This is a genomic window from Achromobacter ruhlandii, assembly GCF_002082135.1.
Lineage (GTDB): Bacteria > Pseudomonadota > Gammaproteobacteria > Burkholderiales > Burkholderiaceae_B > Achromobacter > Achromobacter ruhlandii.
Genome location: NZ_CP017433.1, coordinates 6,060,368 through 6,080,046 on the forward strand (window position 1 = coordinate 6,060,368; position 19,679 = coordinate 6,080,046).

At 63.3% G+C, this 19,679-nt stretch carries 21 protein-coding genes; 10 read left to right on the forward strand and 11 right to left on the reverse strand.

Translation table 11 applies throughout. From position 1 onward, the window contains the following. Window positions 1-96: 96 nt before the first annotated feature. Both nadA and nadB read left to right on the forward strand, forming a co-directional pair. Window positions 97-1,233, forward strand: a complete 1,137-nt coding sequence (gene nadA / locus AruCF_RS27475; RefSeq protein ID WP_049070691.1) for a quinolinate synthase NadA — start codon at window positions 97-99, stop codon at window positions 1,231-1,233. A 45-nt stretch (window positions 1,234-1,278) separates the two neighbouring features. Beyond that, entirely contained in the window at window positions 1,279-2,865 is a 1,587-nt protein-coding gene (nadB, locus tag AruCF_RS27480; RefSeq protein WP_049070689.1) for an L-aspartate oxidase, read from the forward strand. A 66-nt stretch (window positions 2,866-2,931) separates the two neighbouring features. Here nadB and AruCF_RS27485 read toward each other — a convergent pair whose 3' ends face one another. From AruCF_RS27485 to AruCF_RS27505, 5 genes are all read right to left on the reverse strand, one after another. Next, complete coding sequence (locus AruCF_RS27485) at window positions 2,932-3,582, reverse strand: DUF799 domain-containing protein (protein ID WP_049070688.1); 651 nt, start codon at window positions 3,580-3,582, stop codon at window positions 2,932-2,934. 1 nt (window position 3,583) lies between these two features. Beyond that, on the reverse strand, window positions 3,584-4,081 hold the full coding sequence (locus AruCF_RS27490) for a DUF4810 domain-containing protein (protein WP_049070686.1): 498 nt from the start codon (window positions 4,079-4,081) through the stop codon (window positions 3,584-3,586). Between the two features lie 11 nt (window positions 4,082-4,092). Then, window positions 4,093-4,770: a CsgG/HfaB family protein gene (locus AruCF_RS27495; protein WP_049070684.1), complete on the reverse strand. Its 678-nt coding sequence runs from the start codon at window positions 4,768-4,770 to the stop codon at window positions 4,093-4,095. Between the two features lie 289 nt (window positions 4,771-5,059). Beyond that, a complete protein-coding gene (locus AruCF_RS27500; RefSeq protein WP_049070682.1) occupies window positions 5,060-5,968 on the reverse strand; it encodes a DUF4261 domain-containing protein in 909 nt (302 codons plus the stop codon). 122 nt (window positions 5,969-6,090) lie between these two features. Further along, window positions 6,091-6,888: a fused MFS/spermidine synthase gene (locus tag AruCF_RS27505; protein WP_049070680.1), complete on the reverse strand. Its 798-nt coding sequence runs from the start codon at window positions 6,886-6,888 to the stop codon at window positions 6,091-6,093. 176 nt (window positions 6,889-7,064) lie between these two features. Here AruCF_RS27505 and AruCF_RS27510 point away from each other — a divergent pair, with 176 nt between their 5' ends. From AruCF_RS27510 to AruCF_RS27520, 3 genes are all read left to right on the forward strand, one after another. Beyond that, on the forward strand, window positions 7,065-7,586 hold the full coding sequence (locus tag AruCF_RS27510; protein WP_083037022.1) for a hypothetical protein: 522 nt from the start codon (window positions 7,065-7,067) through the stop codon (window positions 7,584-7,586). Between the two features lie 199 nt (window positions 7,587-7,785). Then, window positions 7,786-8,127, forward strand: a complete 342-nt coding sequence (locus tag AruCF_RS27515) for a hypothetical protein (protein WP_083037024.1) — start codon at window positions 7,786-7,788, stop codon at window positions 8,125-8,127. Between the two features lie 85 nt (window positions 8,128-8,212). After that, a complete protein-coding gene (locus AruCF_RS27520; protein ID WP_063568561.1) occupies window positions 8,213-8,701 on the forward strand; it encodes a WG repeat-containing protein in 489 nt (162 codons plus the stop codon). A gap of 109 nt (window positions 8,702-8,810) precedes the next feature. Here AruCF_RS27520 and AruCF_RS27525 read toward each other — a convergent pair whose 3' ends face one another. From AruCF_RS27525 to AruCF_RS27540, 4 genes are all read right to left on the reverse strand, one after another. Beyond that, the gene (locus AruCF_RS27525) at window positions 8,811-10,265 is read right to left on the reverse strand and encodes a methylenetetrahydrofolate reductase C-terminal domain-containing protein (protein ID WP_049070676.1); all 1,455 of its coding nucleotides are present in this window, start codon (window positions 10,263-10,265) and stop codon (window positions 8,811-8,813) included. 78 nt (window positions 10,266-10,343) lie between these two features. After that, window positions 10,344-10,853: a flavin reductase family protein gene (locus AruCF_RS27530; protein ID WP_049070674.1), complete on the reverse strand. Its 510-nt coding sequence runs from the start codon at window positions 10,851-10,853 to the stop codon at window positions 10,344-10,346. 98 nt (window positions 10,854-10,951) lie between these two features. Then, window positions 10,952-11,980 carry a methionine synthase gene (locus AruCF_RS27535; RefSeq protein ID WP_063568560.1) on the reverse strand — a complete coding sequence of 343 codons (1,029 nt, stop codon included), beginning with the start codon at window positions 11,978-11,980 and terminating at the stop codon, window positions 10,952-10,954. Between the two features lie 25 nt (window positions 11,981-12,005). Beyond that, window positions 12,006-12,989 carry a DUF1852 domain-containing protein gene (locus AruCF_RS27540; protein ID WP_049070670.1) on the reverse strand — a complete coding sequence of 328 codons (984 nt, stop codon included), beginning with the start codon at window positions 12,987-12,989 and terminating at the stop codon, window positions 12,006-12,008. 277 nt (window positions 12,990-13,266) lie between these two features. Here AruCF_RS27540 and AruCF_RS27545 point away from each other — a divergent pair, with 277 nt between their 5' ends. From AruCF_RS27545 to AruCF_RS30160, 5 genes are all read left to right on the forward strand, one after another. Continuing rightward, window positions 13,267-14,052, forward strand: a complete 786-nt coding sequence (locus AruCF_RS27545; protein ID WP_049070669.1) for a helix-turn-helix transcriptional regulator — start codon at window positions 13,267-13,269, stop codon at window positions 14,050-14,052. A gap of 65 nt (window positions 14,053-14,117) precedes the next feature. Continuing rightward, the gene (locus AruCF_RS27550; RefSeq protein WP_049070667.1) at window positions 14,118-14,729 is read left to right on the forward strand and encodes a GNAT family N-acetyltransferase; all 612 of its coding nucleotides are present in this window, start codon (window positions 14,118-14,120) and stop codon (window positions 14,727-14,729) included. Window positions 14,730-15,078: 349 nt separating this feature from the next. Further along, on the forward strand, window positions 15,079-15,543 hold the full coding sequence (locus AruCF_RS27555; protein ID WP_080977297.1) for a PAAR domain-containing protein: 465 nt from the start codon (window positions 15,079-15,081) through the stop codon (window positions 15,541-15,543). A gap of 252 nt (window positions 15,544-15,795) precedes the next feature. Beyond that, a complete protein-coding gene (locus AruCF_RS27560; RefSeq protein WP_049070665.1) occupies window positions 15,796-16,893 on the forward strand; it encodes a type VI immunity family protein in 1,098 nt (365 codons plus the stop codon). Window positions 16,894-17,245: 352 nt separating this feature from the next. Then, on the forward strand, window positions 17,246-17,377 hold the full coding sequence (locus AruCF_RS30160; protein WP_301337037.1) for a hypothetical protein: 132 nt from the start codon (window positions 17,246-17,248) through the stop codon (window positions 17,375-17,377). A gap of 109 nt (window positions 17,378-17,486) precedes the next feature. On the opposite strand, the gene AruCF_RS27565 is transcribed toward AruCF_RS30160, so the two are convergent. Beyond that, window positions 17,487-17,675: a hypothetical protein gene (locus AruCF_RS27565; protein WP_144419068.1), complete on the reverse strand. Its 189-nt coding sequence runs from the start codon at window positions 17,673-17,675 to the stop codon at window positions 17,487-17,489. A gap of 412 nt (window positions 17,676-18,087) precedes the next feature. After that, window positions 18,088-19,425 (reverse strand): diguanylate cyclase, encoded by a 1,338-nt coding sequence (locus AruCF_RS27570; protein WP_083037035.1) that lies wholly within the window; start codon window positions 19,423-19,425, stop codon window positions 18,088-18,090. Window positions 19,426-19,679: the final 254 nt, after the last annotated feature.

The window sequence follows — 19,679 nt, forward strand, 5'->3', positions numbered from 1 at the left end:
ATCTGCTTTATGCTCAATAAAAGCATAAATGGATCGCCTCTTTTTTTGCCCCATAAATGCTCATGCTGAGCACTTATACCTCCCAAGGAATCCGCCATGACCGACGTCCCCGTCCGCTCCGTCGCATTCGACCTGCCCGCCGTGGGCCATCCCGGCGCGGTCGGCCAGGCCTGGGCCCGCGTGCCCGCGCCGCTGTCCGCCCCGCAACGCGCCGCGGCGGCGCAACGCGTGCGCGCGCTCCTGGCGCGCGAGAACGCGGTGCTGGTGGCGCATTACTACGTCGATGCCGACATCCAGGAACTGGCCGAAGCCAGCGGCGGCTGCGTCGGCGATTCCCTGGAAATGGCGCGCTTCGGCCGCGACCATGCGGCGGCGACGCTGCTGGTGGCCGGCGTGCGCTTCATGGGCGAGACCGCCAAGATTCTCAGCCCCGCCAAGCGCGTGCTGATGCCGGACCCGCAAGCCACCTGCTCGCTCGACCTGGGCTGTCCCGCGCCGGCCTTCGCCGACTGGTGCGACGCCCATCCCGACCGCACCGTGGTGGTCTATGCCAACACCAGCGCCGCGGTGAAGGCGCGCGCCGACTGGGTCGTAACGTCGTCGATCGCGCTGGAACTGATCGCCCACCTGCACGCGCGCGGCGAGAAAATCCTGTGGGCCCCCGACCGCCATCTGGGCCGCTACGTCCAGCGCCAGACCGGCGCCGACATGCTGCTGTGGCAGGGCGCCTGCCTAGTGCATGACGAATTCAAGGGCGCCGAACTGGCGCTGATGCGCGCCGAGTATCCCGACGCCCGCGTGCTGGCCCATCCCGAATCGCCCGCGTCCGTGCTGGCGCAGGCCGACGTAATCGGTTCCACCACGCAGCTGATCGAGGCCGCGCATGCACTGGACACGCAGCGCCTGATCGTCGCCACCGACCAGGGCATCCTGCACAAGATGCGCCAGCGGGCGCCCGCCAAGACCTTCCTGGCCGCCCCCACCGCCGGCGACAGCGCCACCTGCAAGAGCTGCGCCCACTGCCCCTGGATGGCAATGAATGGCCTGGCCGGCATGATCGACGCCCTGGAGCACGGCGCCAACGAGATCCTGCTCGACCCGGACCTGGCGCGGCGCGCCAAGGCCCCCATCGACCGCATGCTCGACTTCGCCGACGCGCGCAAGCGCCCGGTGCGGGCCAGCGGCGACCTGGCCCGCGATGGCGCGCTGTTCCAGCGGGTCGGACCGGCCTGAAGCGCGCGCCAGCCAACACACGCCACACACCACAGGAGCGGCGCCATGTCCTTCGACGTCATCATCATCGGCAGCGGCCTGGCCGGCATGGCCGCCGCGCTGGAACTGGCGCCGCACCGGCGCGTCGCGCTGGTCAGCAAAGGCGCGCTGCTGGCCGGCGCCAGCGCCCACGCGCAGGGTGGCATCGCCGCGCCGCTGGGGCCCGGCGACAGCGTGGCCGACCACCTGCGCGACACCCTGGACGCCGGCGCCGGCCTGTGCGATGCGAACGCCGCCCGCGCCATCATCGACCAGGCCTGCGCCGCCATCGCCTGGTTACAGGCGCAAGGCGTGGCCTTCTCGATGGATGGCGCGGGACTGCACCTGACCCGCGAAGGCGGCCATGGCCAGCGCCGCATCGCGCACGCCGCCGACGCCACAGGCCGCGCCATCATGGCCGCGCTCGGCGCGCAGGTACGCCGGCAAGCCGCCATCACGGTGCTGGAGCGGCACTGCGCCGTCGAGCTGTTGCTGCCCGCCACCCCCGGCGCCCGCTGCCAAGGCGTGCGTCTGCTGGACCTGGACCGGCGCCTGCAGCGCGACGTCGCCGCCAACCACGTGGTGATCGCCAGCGGCGGCGCCGGCCAGGTCTATGCCACCACCACCGCGCCGCCAGGCGCCACCGGCGACGGCATCGCGCTTGCCGCGCGCGCCGGCGCCCGCACCGCCAACCTGGCCTTCACCCAGTTCCACCCCACCGGCCTGCATCATCCGCGCGGCGGCGGCTTCCTGATCTCCGAAGCCGTGCGCGGCGAGGGCGGGCGGCTGTGCCTGCCGGACGGCAGCCGCTTCATGCCGGCCCACGATCCCCGCGCCGAGCTGGCGCCGCGCGACATCGTCGCGCGCGCCATCCATGCCGAAATGCGGCGCCATGCGCTCGATTGCGTCTACCTGGACATCAGTCACCGCCCGCGCGATTTCCTGCTGGCGCACTTTCCCGCGATCCACGCGCACTGCCTGGCGCTGGGCCTGGACATCACGACCACGCCGATCCCCGTGGCGCCCACCGCGCATTACACCTGCGGCGGCATCGCCACCGACACCCGCGGCCGCAGCAGCGTGGCCGGCCTGTATGCGGTGGGCGAGGCGGCCTGCACCGGCCTGCACGGCGCCAACCGGCTGGCCAGCAATTCGCTGCTGGAATGCGTCGTCACCGGCCGCGCCGCCGCGCGCGACATCCTGGCCGGCTCTGTGGCGAAACGCGCCGAAGTTCCCGCGCAGGCCGATGCGATACCCGCCTGCGCCTCGCCGGCCCACGACGCATCGGCAACCGCTTTCGCGGCCCCGCTACGGCAATCGCTGCGCGCCATGATGAGCCGCGAGGTGGGCATTGTTCGCAGCGACGCCTCGCTGCAACGCGCCGCCAACCACATCGCCGGCTTGCGCCGCATGCTTGCTGACCGCGGCCATGCCGACAGCAACGTGGAAACACTGGAATTAAACAACTTGGTCCTGGTCGCCGACCTGATGATGCGCGACGCCCGCGCCCGCCGGGAAAGCCGCGGCGCGCATTTCAACCAGGATTGGCCAGACCGTTCGGCCGAGCCCCCGGGCATGGCAGTGCCACAACGAGCCGGGGCGTCCGGGCGATGACGAATGTGACGCTGCCCTCGCAGCGTGCTCAACGGCGCAAGGGCAGTGTGGGTTGGCCGGATACGCTCAGGGCTGGGCGTCGTAGTGCGGCGACCGGGGGCCGTACAGAATCCCGCCGGACGTGCCAGCGCTGAGCAGCATGTTGTTCGTCATGCCCGCCACCCCATAGCTGCGGTCCGAAAGCGTATTGACGACCTGATCCACCACCGCCTGCACCAGCATGCCGATCAGGCCGCCGCTGCTATTGCTGGCTTGCACCATCTGCTTGCTGCCATCCCACAGCTTGGCGCCCGTGCGCAGGTCCACCAACGCGGCATCGATCGAAACCGTGATCGAACTGGACAGCACGGCATACTTCGAGCCGTACTCCTTGACAGTCATGTACAACGCGGCGTCCGCGCCGAAGATTTCGCGCAGGCGCGCGGCCGGCAGTTCGTGGATTTCGTCCGCGTTGGTCAGGCCATTTTGCTTGAAGGTCTCTTCCATGACGGCGACGGGCACGACGTAGTAGCCCGATTCCGCCAGAGGCATGGTCGCCTGCGCCAGCACCGCCGCGCTCGCCGCCACGTCCACCGAGGTATTCAAAGGCGGCAATACCAGGATCGACGCCGGCTTGCTTTCGCGGAAGGCGGCGTAGTCCACGTTGCGCTGCGGCGCGGCGCAACCCGCCAGCAACGCAACCAACGCCAATACGGCGATTCGCATGATTGTGTGCATGTCAGGCTCCCTGCTTGGCGGCTTGCGCGTTGGTGGACGTGGGCGCGGGCTTGGCGGCGGGCGCCGTGGACGGCTCGGACGCAGGCGGCATGGCCGCTTCGGCGCCGCCCGCAATCTTGCTGGCATTGCGCAGCAGGAAATCCATGAAAGGCTTGGATTCGGGGAAAGCCGCCTTCTCGCCTTCCAACTGCTCCAGCCCCTTGTCCCCTTCGCCCAGCTTCAGGTACAGCATGCCCAGATGCGCGCGGAACCCCGGCGGCAATTGCATGTTGGTCGCCCGCGCGGTTTCGATGTTCTTTTGCATCGCCAGGCTTTGAGCCGCGTAGTCGGCGCCATCGTCCTTCAGATAGGCGTAGACCGAAGGTTGGTACGATTGCCAGCTGTACATGTTCTTGGGTTGCTGCGCGCACGCGCCCAGCAACGCCAGGGCAGCCACCGCCAATACGCGTGCCGTACGCGCGAACGCCTGCGGGCGAACCTTCACCGGATTGTTCGTCATGGGATTGCCTATCAGGGTTGGTTGGGCTGCCAGGCGCCCTGTTCGATACCGTCGACCAGCCGGTCGACGGCCTCACGGATCGCCAGGTCCAGCACCTTGCCGTTCAGCGTCGAGTCGTAGCCGGCGGTGCCGCCGAAGCCGATGACTTCGCGGTTGGACAGGCTGTATTCACCCGCGCCCGACGCGGAATAGACCACCTCGGAGGTCGTCACGTCGACCACGTTGAGGTCGACCTTGGCGTAGGCCACTTGTTCCTTGCCCCGGCCGAGGATGCCGAACAGTTGCTGGTCTCCGGTCACCTTGCGGCCGAACGCCGTGACGTCGCCCGTCACCACGTAGCGCGCGCCCTTGATCTGGCTGGCTTTCTTGTTGAACGCCGCTTCCTGGGCAATTTCCGACAGGTTGTCGCGGTCCATGACCTGGAATCGACCGCTGCGCTGCAAGTGGCTGACCAGGATGGTCTTGGCCTGGCCGCCCAGACGATCGACGCCATCGGAGAACACGCCGCGCAGGTAGTTGGTGCGGTTGTCGAACTTGCCCACCGAGATCGGGCTGCGCACGCCCTGGTAGGGCTTGCTGGCCGCGGCGACCGTGGGCACCGCGACCGACTGGGAACGTTCCGTGGCGCAACCGGCCACCAGCAATGACAGGACCGTCACTGCGCCAAGCGTTACTGCCTTGCTCAACATGCCTTTCTCCTGCAAACCCGGCACTCGATCCGTGCCGGGCGAAGCGTGAAACGATGGAATCAGGCAATGAGTATATACAATTACATACAGTCGTAATAATTAGAATTGATATGGAAAAGCAGGTTATTTCGTCCTAAAAAACACCAACCTCGGCCATCTGCAACGCTCAGCGTACGGATGAGTTTTTTTCAGGTGCTGGCACGGTGCGGGCCCTATTTCTGCCAGGGTGCGCGCCACTCATGGTCACCCCCTCAAACTGTTGCCCGCAAGGCCCGGCCGGGTACGTCCGTCAGTCGTCCTGGGCATCAGCCGGCTGATTGATCTCGGAGGCGTCGATGATCTCCGTCACCAGCACCGCGCCCGGGCCGTGCAGGAAATATTCGGCCTCCAGCGGCTCGCGCAGCTTCATGTAGCGGGCCTCGCCGATCTGCATGGTGTGACCGGCGGCCAGCTCGGCGCCACTGTCCAGCTGGTACGCCATGATGTTGTTGAACATGTTCGAATACTGCTCGCCCTGGTGATGGCCCTCGGCCAGCACCGCGAAATCCTGCAGACCGAAACGGCCGGCGCCATAGGTGCGCATCCACACGCCCTGCGTGCCTTCCACCTCGTACTTGACGAAGCCGCAGTACAACATGTTCAAGGGCAGCGAACGCAGCAGTTCCAGGCTCTCGTCGCCCATCGACTCGCGCGAGAACACCGCGGCCGGCAACGAGGTGTGGGCATCCTCGTTCAACACCGCGACGGCCTGCAGTCCGGTCAGCGCGCCGGCCACCGCCGCCAGCGCCACGTACTGCTCCAGCGGGTCTTCCTCGAAGCCGGCATAGTACAGCAGCGCGTGGCTGGCATGGTTGCGTACCTGCTCCTTGACCTCGGCGGGATAATGCGCCGGCGCCACGCACGCCTCCAGCGCGTCCTGGGGGAAGGGCGCGTTGAAACCCACCACGCGCACCACGTGCTTGCCCCAGCCGACCAGGGCCAACAATTCCGGCATGTCCGGTTCGATCTCCGCGCGCGCCTCGCGCATCTCGGGGTGATAGGCGCGCAGCGCCGCCGTCAGCGCCTCGGCCCGCGGCGCCAGCGGCGCGGCGAACACCACCTGCAGGCTCGGGCCGTCCTTCATGTCGGGATTGGCCGTCAGGGCGACGGCGTCGGCGGGCGATTCGGAACGACCGAAGAAACGGGAGAAGATACTCATGGGCGCAATCCTGGCGATGCTGGGAAAGCGAGGATGCTAGCAAGGCGCCGGCCGGCGCTGTCCCGCCATGTGCAACAAAACCCCGCCGCGCGCTACCGGACGTTAACGACGCCCCCGCAGCCTCACTTCAATTCACGCGTCGCGCCGATGACGCGCAAGGTCGGCATCAGCTGGCGCCAGGCATCCTTGGGAATGACCGCCGGCCGCTTCAGGTCGGCCACCGCAGGATCATCCAGCAGATCGCCCTTGCAGGCGAAAACGATGCTGTTGGTCATGTCGTCGTCCACCACCTCGAACATCGCGCCGCCGAACGCGGCGCGCACCCGCTCCAGGTAGTGGTGGTGCAGCGGATGGTTCACATGGAAATTGATCACCAGGATGCCGTCGTCGCGCAGCGCGCGATGGCAATCCGCGTAGAAATCCGCCGAGCACAGGGCCGGCGGAATGCCGGCATCGTCGAAGCCGTCCAGCAGCAGCACGTCGGCGGCGTCGCGCAGGCCGCGCAGATGATCGGCCGCGTCGGCCTGGATCACCTTGAAGCGCGCGCCGTCGGGCGGCACCATGAAGGCATCGCGCAGCGCGATGACCCCGGGATCGATCTCGACCACCTCGATGCGCGACTGCGCCAGGTAGCGATGGCAGAACTTGGCCAGCGACCCGCCGCCCAGTCCCACCATCAGGATGTCCGCGGGCGCCGGCGCGAACAGCACGAATCCCATCATCATCCGCGTGTATTCCAGGTCGAGCGCGTCCGGACTGAGCGTGGACATGCGGCTCTGGATGACCTTGTCGGAAAAATGCAGGCTGCGCGTGGTGCCGGACGCGTGCACATAGGGCAGGGCGGCGGGCGCGGCGCCGCTGGCGGCATCTGGCGCCACCGGCGCGCTGGACAGGGACTGGGAAGGATCTCGGACGGACATGGGGCAGAAGATACCACCGCCGCCGCGGGGCCAGCCCGTGTTCTCGGACGAATTCCCAGCCGCCCCGGTTAAAGAAGCGCGGCCGGGGTGCCGTACATATCGTTGTCACCTCGCCGTCGCCCCGGCCGTTGCGGGCCGGCCACGACGCCACGTGTACCGCTTTACCGGAACCTGCCATGCAGTCCCTGCTCACCGATACCCTCCTTCCTTCGCCCGCCCCCACGGGCAACGACCCGCGCGCCACCGTCAGGCGCGACGCCGACGCGGCACAAGACCGCGACGCCGCGCAGTCCGCGGAAAAACCCGTCTCGATCCGCGTGATCCTCAGCGACGAGGCCCTGGAACGCGCCGCCAAGGCACGCAAGGCCGCCTTCCAGATGGCCACCGACGCGGCCCAGTCGCGCCAGGATCTGGCGCGCGCCCGCGTCGCGCAGATCAAGCAGCGCATCGACACGCTCAAGAAGATGCTGATGTTCCTGGGCGCGGCGGCCGCCAAGGCCATCCTGCGCGAACTGCGCCAACTGGCCGGCGAACTCGGGCAGGCCGCCAGCGCGCTCAAGGACAGCGGCGGCGCCCCGGCCGCCACCGGCGCCGCGCCTGGCGCGGCCGCTCCCGTGGTGCACGGCGCGGACCGGCCCGGCCGCGCCTGGCGCCAGCGACGGCGCCCAGGCGGTCTCCCCGGCCGACACGGCCAATGACGCCGACGGCGCCGAAGCCGCCAGTGCCGAAGCCGGCCCGTCCGCGTCCACCGCCGCCACGGCCCGCGCCCTGGCGGCCTACGCCACCGTCGGCGACACCGCCACGGCCGTCGACGCCGACGCCGGACCCCCCGCGGCCGATGTCGCGGCCCAAGGCGCCGCCGCCGCGGCCAGGGCGGACGCCGCCAAGGGCGCGTCCGTGCCCGGCGAAACCGACAAGGCGGACGACCAGGCCGACAAGGCCGCCGCCACCGCCGAATCCCGCCAGGACCCGCAGGCCGCGCAGAAGCGCCGCGAGAACGACGCCCAGGCCGTGCGCGAGGCCATTCGCGCCATGAAGGAACTGCTCGCCATGCTCAAGAGCAAACTGCGGCAGCACGACAAAGACGCCCAGAAGCAGGTCCACGAGATCCAGCACGACCTGGACGAAGCGACCAAGACGGCCCAGGCGATCGAAGACGGCGGCCTCGATGGCGTCCAGGGCGGCGCCATGAACATCGGCGGCGCGGATGCCGGCGGCGCCATGGCCGCCTCCGCCTGATACACGCCGGGCGCATCGCGCGCGACAATCGGCCTATGATGGCAATCCTTCCCCATTTGCCACGGCGGCCGGTCCCGCCCCTCGCATGCGCCTCATCCGTCCGCTTCTGCTCACTCTCCTGGCTCTGCCGCTGACAACGCTGGCGCGCGCCGACATCGACCCCGCGCAAGCCCGCGCAACCCTGAAACAGCGCGCCACGGAACCCGAATGGATCGATGATTGCTTCGTCGCCGGCAATCCCTTCCGGTATTGCATCTATCTCGACAAGGACGCCGGCGCGTTCCGCGTCGTCGACGCGCAACTGCGCGAGCCTTACCAGGTATATCTGTTCGACAACGGCCCGGATTATCCGCAAGACGGACGCTATCGCATCCGCCTGGACGGCAAGATCGGCTTCGCGGACGAGGAAACCGGCGCCATCGTCGTCGCCCCGGTCTATGACTGCGCCTTTCCGTTCAAGAACGGCAGGGCCAGGGTGGGATACGGTTGCAAGAATGAGAGCGATGGTGAACACCGCTGGTGGTCGGGAGGCCGCTGGCAGTCGATCGACCTGCAAGGCAATGTCGTCGACTAGGACTCAAGCCGCGCAACCGATCACGGCCCGGGCCGCCCGCGCCTGGAGCGCTGTAAGCAATCTGCGGGGGACCGCCCGGGCGCCAACCAGCTCTGGCCATGATTCGCAATCATGACCCCGGCGCGGAATCCCCCCGCTTGAACCATTCCGGCCAGGAACTGCGGTGCCTGTCCTGCGCCTCGACACCGGGAATCAAGGTCTGTGCCAGCGCGGGCAGCTGATTGGTGGACTTGGCGATCCGATACTTGACGCTGTGCACGCATTCCCGGTCGCCGAATTCGCAGCGATTGAGCCGGGTGCCGCCACAGGGGCCGTTCGCCAGACCCTTTGGGCAGGTCTCGGGGCACACGTAAAGCGTGTCCTGCAAGCGGCAGCTGCCACAGGTATCGCAGCCGACCAGAGGCCGCTTGATCGTCCGCTCGACCGCGCGCAACGCATTCGCCGCCACGCCTGCCTGCCACATCGGCCGCGTCACGCTCCAGCCGAAGGCGCGGCTGAACCACCCGGCACGATCGAAGAACTGTTCATGCACCGTGGCAAGCAGCGCGTAGCGCAGGCGCTCGCGGCGGGTGGCGACGACATCGGCCTGCCCCAGCGTCCAGGCGTCGATGCCGGGGGTGAAGCGGACCTCGGGCGCCCCGGGCAGCCGCCAACCCGCTTGCCATCGCTCGCTCCAATCGGCCAGCGAGGTCACCTTGCCTCGCTGCTCGATGATGGCCTGCTCCAGCAGCAGCAGTTCGTCCAGCGTATGCACGCCCGACAGGTGCACGCCGGCATAGCCCATCCATTGCAGGCCCACGATCTGCAACGCCAGGCGCGCCAGGCTACGCGCGCTGGCATAGGCGTGGGACACCTCTCGCTCCTTGCCCAGCAGCTGGCGCATGGATTCGGTGATGACGATGCCGGGCACGGCCTGAAGAACGTCAGCGCGCCTTTCGCTCAGGTTCATCACGCAGGCGAGCATGGGCTTGGCGCCGGGCTGGGTGTGCATCCAGGCCTGGGCTTCGATGTGCTTGGCGGCGTCGAAACCCAACTGCAGGGTCAGGAAATCGGCCCCGGCCAGCAGTTTCTTGCGCGCCTTCAGATACTGGGCGCCGCCTTCTTCCTCGCGGTATTTGAACGGGTTCAAGGCAGCGCCGAGCAACCAGTCCGGGCCATGCTCGCGGGCAATCTGCAAGGCGGGCACCGACTCCAGATAGCGCACCGGCGCCCGGCCCGGATCGTGCCCCGGCAAGCGATCGCCGCTGAGCAGCAACAATTGCTTCAGGCCGCGCGCGCCCATCGCCGCCATCTGGCGCAACAAATCGGCACGCTCACGGTCCTTGCCGGAAAAGTGCAGCAGGGACGAGGCCGGATCGCCCAACGCGCCAGCGCCTTGCAGAGGGCTCAAGTCAGCGTGCGGGCCGACACGGTCCGCGAAGGCCGGCAGCAACGGCCAGCCGGCCAGTTGCCCGCGCCGCATGATCGGCTCAAGCGCGGCCAGGCGCGCAGGGGACTGTTGGGGAATGACCTCCAGCACGCAGGCGAAGCGTTTTTCGTCCAGCGCCTGTTTCAATGAATTCAAGACAGCTCGATACCGTATCAATCAAAGAAACGCCACGGGGCTCGCGCGGATCGGCGCGAGCCCCGTGGCGGCAAGCGCTCAGGCCGCGCCGTGCGCGGCGATGTTGCGATACTGCCCTTTGAAATACAGCAGGGGCTGCGCGGTGCCTGCTTCCTGCAGGTTCAACGCCTTCACTTCACCAATCACGATCACATGGTCGCCCGCGGCGTGTTCGGCATGGATTTCGCAATCGATCCAGTGCAGGCAGCCGGCAATCAGCGGATTGCCCAAAGGCGATTCCCGCCATTCGATGCCGTGCCACTTGTCCGTGCCTCGCCGGGCGAATTGGTTGGACACCTCGACCTGCCCATCCGACAGGATATTGACGGCGAAGCGACCCGCCTGGCGAATCTTGGGGTAGCTGGCCGAACTGGACATGACGCTGAATGACACCAGCGGCGGACTCATCGACACGCTATGGAACGACTGGCAGGTGAATCCGACCCGCTCGCCATCGAGGTGTGAAGTGACCACCGTGATACCGGATGCGTAATGCCCGAGAGCTTCGCGAAAGCGCGATGGTTCGATGGCCGTGCTGGGGAATGACATGGTAGGTACGGAATACTAGGATGCTGCGCGAGAGCCCAGGAAAGCCCCGGGAGGCTGGCCGCCGCAAACCGCTTGCGACGGCCATTTCCGCCTCGGAATCAGTTCGAGAGTTCCTGGCGGACGATTTCCGCGCCCGCGCTCAGGGCGCTCAGCTTGGCGCGCGCGATGGCGCGGGACAGCGGAGCCATGCCGCAATTGGTGCAAGGATAGAGCTTGTCGGCATCGACGAACCGCAGCGCCTTGCGCAGCGTGTCGGCCACTTCCTCGGGGGTTTCAATGGTGTTGGATGCCACGTCGATGGCCCCCACCATCACCTTCTTGCCACGGATCAGTTCGATCAGCTCCATCGGCACGTGCGAGTTGTGGCACTCCAGCGAAACGATGTCGATGTTGGACTTCTGCAGCTTGGGGAAGGCTTCCTCGTATTGCCGCCATTCCGAACCCAGCGTCTTCTTCCAATCCGTGTTGGCCTTGATGCCATAGCCATAGCAGATGTGGACGGCGGTTTCGCACTTCAGCCCTTCGATGGCCCGTTCCAGCGTGGCGACGCCCCAGTCATTGACCTCGTCGAAGAAGACATTGAAGGCGGGCTCGTCGAACTGGATGATGTCGACGCCGGCCGCTTCCAGCTCCTTGGCTTCCTGGTTGAGGATCGTGGCGAATTCCCAAGCCAGCTTCTCGCGGCTCTTGTAGTGATCGTCATACAGCGTGTCGATCATCGTCATCGGACCGGGCAGGGCCCACTTGATCGGCTGCTTGGTCTGCTGGCGCAGGAACTTGGCATCCTCGACGAAGACCGGTTTCTTGCGCGCGACCGCGCCCACCACCGTCGGCACGCTCGCGTCATAGCGGTCGCGGATACGGACGGTCTTGCGGTTCTCGAAATCGACGCCGTCCAGGTGCTCGATGAACGTCGTCACGAAATGCTGGCGCGTCTGTTCGCCATCGCTGACGATGTCGATGCCCGCGTGCTGCTGTTCCTGCAACGACAGGCGCAGGGCATCCTGTTTGCCCTCGATCAGTCCGCCATCCTGCAATTTCCAGGGCGACCACAGGGTCTCGGGCTCTGCCAGCCAGGAAGGTTTGGGCAGGCTGCCGGCGGTGGAGGTGGGAAGCAGTTTTTTCACAATAAGACCTGATGCTCTTTATTAATCAATGTGGGGTGGCCGCGGACCACTGCTCAAGAACCGTCTGATACGGCTTGATGAAGTTTTCCTCGACGAACTTGCCCTGCTCGACAGCCAGCCGGCTACGCTCTTCCCGATCGTAGACAATGCGGGTCAGGGAATAATCCTGGTGCTTCAGGCTCGGCTGGTAGGACTTCCCGGCAGCCGAGTTGGCGTTGTAGATCTCGGGCCGATAGATCTTCTGGAAGGTATCCATCGTGCTGATGGTGCTGATCAGCTCGAGATTGGTGTAATCGCCCAGCAGATCGCCGGTGAAATAGAACGCCAGCGGCGCGGCGCTGTTGGGCGGCATGAAGTAGCGCACCTTCATGCCCATTTTCTTGAAATACTCGTCCGTCAACGAATACTCGTCCTGCAGGTATTCGACGCCCAGCACGGGATGCTGGTTTTCGGTGCGCTGATAGACCTTGCTGCTCGAAACGCTCAGGCAGATGACGGGCGCCTTGTGGAAGTTCTCTTTGTAGGTGCTCGAATTCACGAAGCTCTTGAAGAGCTTGCCGTGCAGGTCGCCGAAATTCTCCGGCGTGCTGAAGGCGGTCGTATTCTTGTTGTGCTCCAGCAGCAGCACGCTGAAGTCGTAATCCCGCACGTACGAGGAAAAGTTATTGCCTACGATGCCCTCGAAGCGTTCATTCGTATGCCGGTCGAAAATGCTCGTCTTCAGCACTTCGATCAGCGGCAGGCCGTTACCGCTGCTTTGGCCTTCGATATTCAATTCGACGGAAATGATCTCGAGATTTACGGAATAGCGATCGCCCTTGGGATTATCCCAGTGCGCCAGGGCGTTGAAGCGATTGTCGATCATCCTGAGCGTATTGCGCAGATTCTCCTGACGGCTCTCCCCCCGGGCCAAATTGGCGAAGTTGGTCGTGATTCGCGTATTGTCCGCGGGACGATAATCCTCATCGAAACAAATGCTCTTGATGGCAAATGTAAACTCTTTACTCATTCTGATCCGGCGCTCAAATTTCTGACAAAAAGCTCGCGTCTATTTTCCGCCGTCATTCATTTCCAAATTTCTTCGGATTTTTGATTTGGCAGTCTTGACACTTTCAATATTCGAGCCGTATTTTATGTTGCGCCTTCCATGAATAAAAATGATTTTATTTGGATCAAATCATTAGTTCCGCTCATGCTCCGGCCGAGGCCGGGCGCCCCCATGCCAGCGGGGCATGGTCCGGCAGGGCAGCGCCCAGCCGCGCGGCGCGCCAGGGCGTCGCGCTAACATGGCCGCCATGGGGTCGTTCAATCGCCGTCAATTCACCGGTATCGAGGTCGCGCACATCGCGGACGGCACGCGCGGCTTTGCGCCCCATTTCCACGACGAATTCGTGATCAGCGTCAATGTGCGGGGCTGGGAAAAAATCAAGCTAGACAGGAAATGCTTCGACGCCGCCGAGGGCGACGTCACGCTCTACAACCCGGCGCAGGTCCAAAGCTCCCATGTCATCAGCGAGTCGTGGCAATTCGCGAGCATGTATGTGGACCCGGCCGCCCTCCCGGTCCTGCTCGGCATCCCCCCGGAAACCGTTTTCGACAAGCCCCTGCTGCAAGCGCCAGGCATTGCAGCCAGGCTGCGCGGCGCCATCCTGTCAGCGCTGAACCGGAACACGCCCGAGAGCGTGGCGCAGGAAGGGCTGGTCCACGTATTCGACGAACTGTTGCAGATGGCGGGATCGGGCGGACCCGCGACATCCAGGCACGTGCCGGCGTCCATCGGCGGCATCGCCGACCGCCTGCGCGACGACCCTGCCTTGCCGACGCTGACGGACCTGGCGGCATCGGCGGGGATGACGCCCGTACAGCTCGTTCGGGCCTTTTCCAAGGCCTATGGCATGCCCCCGCTGGCGTGGCGCTGGAACCATCGGGTTGTCGAAGCGCGCAAGAGAATCGCCCAAGGCGAGAACATTGCGGCGGTGGCGCTGGACCTGGGATTTGCCGACCAGTCCCACCTGACGCGCAGGTTCCGGGCCGTCGTCGGCGTCCCGCCCGGCCAATGGCGCGACGGCTGAAATAGCGTTCAAGACAGGGCCGCGCGCCCGCGGGCATAGTGCTGCCGTTACTGAACGAGCAGACTATGACCGCCGCCTCTTCGCCCATTCCCATCGGCTACACCGCCATCCCCCGCGGACACATTGCCAGTGTCGTCACCGACCTCGAAATGCTGTCCAGGCCCGACCTGCCCGGCGCTTCCTTGCCCCAAGGTTTCGAGCTGGCCCCGGTTGCCGAAATCGGCCTGGATGCCTACCGCGCGCTGTTCCGCAAGGTCGGGGCCGACTGGCTGTGGTTTTCGCGCCTTTTCATGGAAGACGGCGAGCTGGCCGCCATCCTGGCGCACCCCGACGTCGACATCCACATTGTCCGGAACGGACTCGGGGACGTTGGCATTCTGGAGTTGGACTTCCGCACGGAGGGGGAATGCGAGTTGGCGTTCCTGGGGCTCACCGCGGACTGCACGGGCCGGGGCGTGGGCCGCGCGCTGATGAGCAAGGCAGTGGAACTGGCCTGGGCGCGGCCCATCACCCGGATGTGGGTCCACACCTGCACCTACGACCATCCTTCGGCACTGCGCTTCTACATGAAAGCGGGCTTCACACCGTACGCAATCCGGGTGGAAGTGCAGAGAGATCCGAGGTTGAGCGGCGACTTGCCGAAAACTGCCGCCGCGCACGTCCCGATTATCGACTAGCCGCCGGGGCCGGCTCGGGTCGGCGCCGACCGGCAATGGAAAGGGGCCGCCACGGCGGCGGATCACCAGAGGGGAACGCCGGACATAGCTGCATCAACGCGCCCACGCCTTCGAATGCATTTCAATCCCTTTAATTCAAAGTATAAATTTATTGGGCTTTCGCCTATATCGGACACGCCGGAGCTCCCACAGACTGTCCGTTGTCAGTCCCCCCGACTCGTGTTGTCGTGCGAGCGATTTACGGGCGGGCGTACAGGGATGCGATACCGAACGTCCAAGAGCACCATGAGTCGCCGACAGGCGGCGTTCTGTTCTCGCGATCATTCAGTCACAACATCATGGAGAAAGCATGCCAAGATCTGTGGTCCGCATTGGCGATAGAACAAGCCATGGAGGCGTCGTCGTCACGGGAGACCAAACGCTCAACGTGTTTGGCCAGGCTGCTGCCCGCAAGGGCGACATGACAACGTGCCCGAAATGCAAGGGGAGCTACCCGATTGTGGAAGGCACCCGCTCGACTGGCAGTTCGCAGTGGCTGGCACTGGAGGGCATGCGCACGGCCTGCGGCGCGACCCTTATCGCCAGCCAGCATTTTGGGCAGGAGGCCGACGCGACCGGCGCGAGCTCAACCGTGCCAGCCGATACCGGTTCAAATGCCTACAGGGGACGCTTCCAGGTGTTCGATGACGCTCCGCGAGAGCCACTCTCTGGCCAACGATACCGTGTAACTACCATCGAGGGAACGCCGTTCGAAGGTGAAACGGACGCCGATGGCTATACCGCCCGGAGCGCAGCTCAATCTCCCGAACGATGACCCCACTGACGGTCAACTGGAGGCCTACGCTCTCATCGCTGGAGACGAAAATAAAGTAGTGCTTCTCCAAGCTGCCGACTGTGATTGCAATGAAGTGGAAGAGCGCGAACGCCAGGCGGAAGAAAAAGTCGAGTACACGCTGCCCGCAGCCGAGGCGCTTTACACCTTAATCAGGTTGTATATGCGGGGTCGATTACCGCCGCTGCCGGGGGGATCCCCTGCCCCTGTACCCGCTATGCCATGAGGCAAAATATGACAGATCTTCATCCCGACATGAGTCCCGAGGACTTCGCTGCGGTGCTTCGTGAAAACACAAAGGCCCAGCAGTTCCCCGGAGCAATGCTCATGCCCAAGGGGCCCCGCGATTATGTGGGCGCGGTGATCGCCATCACCGGCACGCTATATTTCGAAGGCGGCTACACCGAAGCGAAAAGAGCCGCGATCGCCCAGTGCTTCGATGATTACCTCGTCCAGACAGGGGACATGCTTACCTGGTTATGGCGAGGCGAACCTGCCTCCGGCCCACCTTGCATGCCATATGCGAAAGCCGCGCCTATTCGGGATTTTTTCAAGGCGCTCGACGAGGACGAGCAAATTGATATGCAGTACACAGGCGGCGTCAAACGCCAGGATGCGAGCCCTTACTCTTTCTATGTCAACACCGTACCGGCCTGGAGGGCAAAAAAGAGTCCTCGGCTTGACGTGCTACGGTTTTCTCTGCCGTTCGTTGACATCATTGAGCGGCCTAAAGCATTTCAATCCTTGTTCCTTGAGTTTGCACGTCGGCTCCAAGCGCGACACGGCCATGGAGGCTTCGGCTTTGTACTGTCCCCCTCTGAATGGAACAGCGACCAACCGACGGAAGCCTTTGCGTCGGAGCAGGCTCGAGGCGTTGACGTCGGATCTCCCGTATTCTCTGCAACCAAACTCAGCCGCGATACTTTCAAAACGGTCTCTTGGTTGACGGCTATCAATCATGACATGGTGACGAAGGCTGGTGGGCTGCATGCTTTACGATCGGAGTTGCCACCAGACTGGTTCGCCTTCTATGACTATGGCTCTGGCATCATCATTCAGGCTGGCAACGAGCCGGACCTGGCCGTGACTATGATCGACGCCAAACCACCGCAGTACGTTCTTCCCAATGCCGCTCTGAAGACGCTGCGGAGCCCCACGTTCTGGTTACATCTGATCGCCAGCGCTGCAGGCGAACCACGACTGACCGGATTCAAAGGTCAAGCATGGATAGAGCGCTTTGACGTGCCGGACGAGGAATTGTTGGATGTCAAAGCGCGCCTGCTTGATACGCCACGACTAGATTCCACCCACACGCTGGACGGCAGGCTGTAGCAAGAGTCCGCCCGCTCAGAACTGAGCGGACGATATTTAGTGCGGGCGGACTTTATTCTCGCTTTCCACATCAGGGCTGAAAGCGGGAAATAAAGTCGGTCGCAGACGCAGCGTGCAACCCCTTGATCTTGAAAGACTTCGAAGATTAGAAAAGTTGGATCAAAGTCGGTCGCACCCTTGGCCCTTCCTCCCTTAGCTCAAGAAAATTGAACAAAAGTCGGTCGCACGGGCTTCAAGCTCGTAAAGCCCACGCGGCTGATCTGCGAAAAGGCTGCCTGCACGCTGGCTACCACAGCCTTCGTTTCAGGCAGCACAGCTTGATTTCTTGGATACCAGGAGGAACGGAGTACCTATGTTGAATCCGAAGAACGTCACCAATCTGCTGCAGGATCAAATTCATCCTGCCATCCTTAGGCGTTTCGATTCAGCAGTTTTTCACGTGCGGCGCGAGACAAGCAGGGAAAACTGGCCGACCTTTGTCTGATGGCCCCAGGGGCTCATATCCAAGGGCAGGCGCTCACTCCAAGCGTTGAACGAAGTTGCACTGACTGCCGGAATTCGCACCTAGTAAGAATGGGGCATCGTCTACGCGATCAAACGCTCGCCTTCCATTCCTTCGGAACGATGAAACCCCAGCTCTTGAGAATCTCGCCAGCGCGGTCCAGCACCAGATCCAGGGCAGGATCTCCATCGTCCAGATCCGCAATATAGACGTTCAATTCCTGCTCTGCCTCTTGGATTGCTGCGCTTTTGTCCTCTTCGGACGGAATTTTTCCTGCCACGGTCATGCTCCTAGATTGAATGGCTGTCGTATGACACGCGCCGATAGAGAGGCCCGTTACAGCGCCGTAACAGGTTAGCGCAAATCGCGGCCGAGCGCGTGTAAGTTGAGGCTGACGGCCCCTATTCTTTATAGGGACGTGGAAGTAGAAGCTGGTGCGGCCTTGACCAGCTTCTGTCTTCGCGGGCCCCATCTAAAGGCTATGCGCCAGCCATTCGTAACCGACCGTTCGGTTGAATCGCTTGATATAGACATTCAGCTGCGGGTTGCTGGGTGGGATGCAATCGAGCTTGATGCTCACTTTGCGCCCAGGCCAACAGGGTTGCACCCGCATACTCCGAGCCGTCGTCGCAACACATCGCCTGCAGGCTCTCCGACCAATCAAGGCTTATTGCCCTTTGACCAGAAGGCTCTTACTTGCCCGTAAGCAGGGAAGCGCGTCGCACAGTTCCTTTGCCCGCCTCCTTAGATGCGTATGAAGCCTTGTCTGCCGCTTCAAACGCAGACTCAATCGAGCCCGCGTTGCCGCACTCCGACACCCCCACACTTACAGAAACAGTAAACAGCGAGGTTTCGCCGGTACGGGATACCCACTTTACAGGATTGGCAAATAGCGCTGCGCATACCCGACGCATCGCTCCAGCGGCTTCCTCCTCCGTGTAGTTAGAGCACAAAATCCCGAACTCGTCGCCACTTATGCGGTAGACCCAATCCCGCTCACGGACGGCGCCTCGAATAATCGCGCCTATATGTTGCAAAGCAGCATCTCCCGCCGAATGACCGTATTTATCATTCACGGATTTGAAGTTGTCTACGTCAAGCCGAATGCAGGCGCTAGGATAGGTAATTACAATGTTACCGCTGTCGACACTCTTTATATCCTCCTTGTATGCGCCTTGGTTAAGAAGCGATGTAAGACTGTCGAAACGGTGTCCCTGGCCGGGGATCGGCCGTGACATTAGTTGACGCACTGGACTGGGACGGCAAAGGCACGGCAACGTTTGACAATGTGGGCAGTGGCCTGGATAAGCGGTCCAAATCATATCCTCAACAAGTATTGCTCCGCTGCCCGACGGGAAGTTAGTAGAGAGCGCGAACCACCACGCTAATAAATCCGAAATTTCATTATAGAAATTTTCAGGATATAGATGATGGAAACGCATTGCCTCACTAACTTCACCCAGCTCCTCTACCAAGCGTATGAAGATACGACCGCAGATCTCCTCCGATTGTGTATTTGGATCGAACTCGGCAACCCAAGATTGCCCATAGATTCTTTCAAACATCAATTGGAAGTCATTCAACTTGCGACCCGCCGATCTAGACGCCAAATAGTAGGCCTCGTCGAGCTCCTGGTCCTGCACGGTTGGCTTCTCGCCAGACCAGCAATCGCAGGGGTTTTTTAGACAATAGGGACAAGCATTCGGAAATTTCTTTAAGACGATTTTTTCGAGATCGCTGGTGGGATCGACTTTGCGCACAAGCGCCAAAGTCCAAGAAAATATCTTTGGTAGAAATGCTCTTGCTTCTGGCAGGTCATGCCGTTTGAAAAAGTGTTTAGCAAAAACTCCGCAAACTTCTGTCAAATGAGCATGGATTTCGTAAGGGGTTTTCGCATAGTTTTGAGACCCCCCATAAATGGCATCGAGCATGACCGCCCACTCATTCAGGGTTTGATTTTTTTGAATGCCATTATTCGCTTCCGTTATTATGAGACCTACCTTCGCTGCACCGCCCTTTGGTGGGATCATGCGCAATGCGAAGTATAGGGGATAAACTGCCCCCCCCGAGACTTAGTACGGTCCCACGTAGAGCCCAGGGTTCAAAACCGATGTTGTGGATGAGCCTACGTGAACGACTCGGGCGTTAAGTATCCAAGCGCACTACGTAGCCTCTCGGTGTTGTGCTCGACGCTGTCAGAACCCGGGAAGCCGGCCACAGACAGGGCGCAAAAGCGCCAAAGTACGAAAACAGGTAAGGGATGAATGCAAAAAGCCCGCCATGA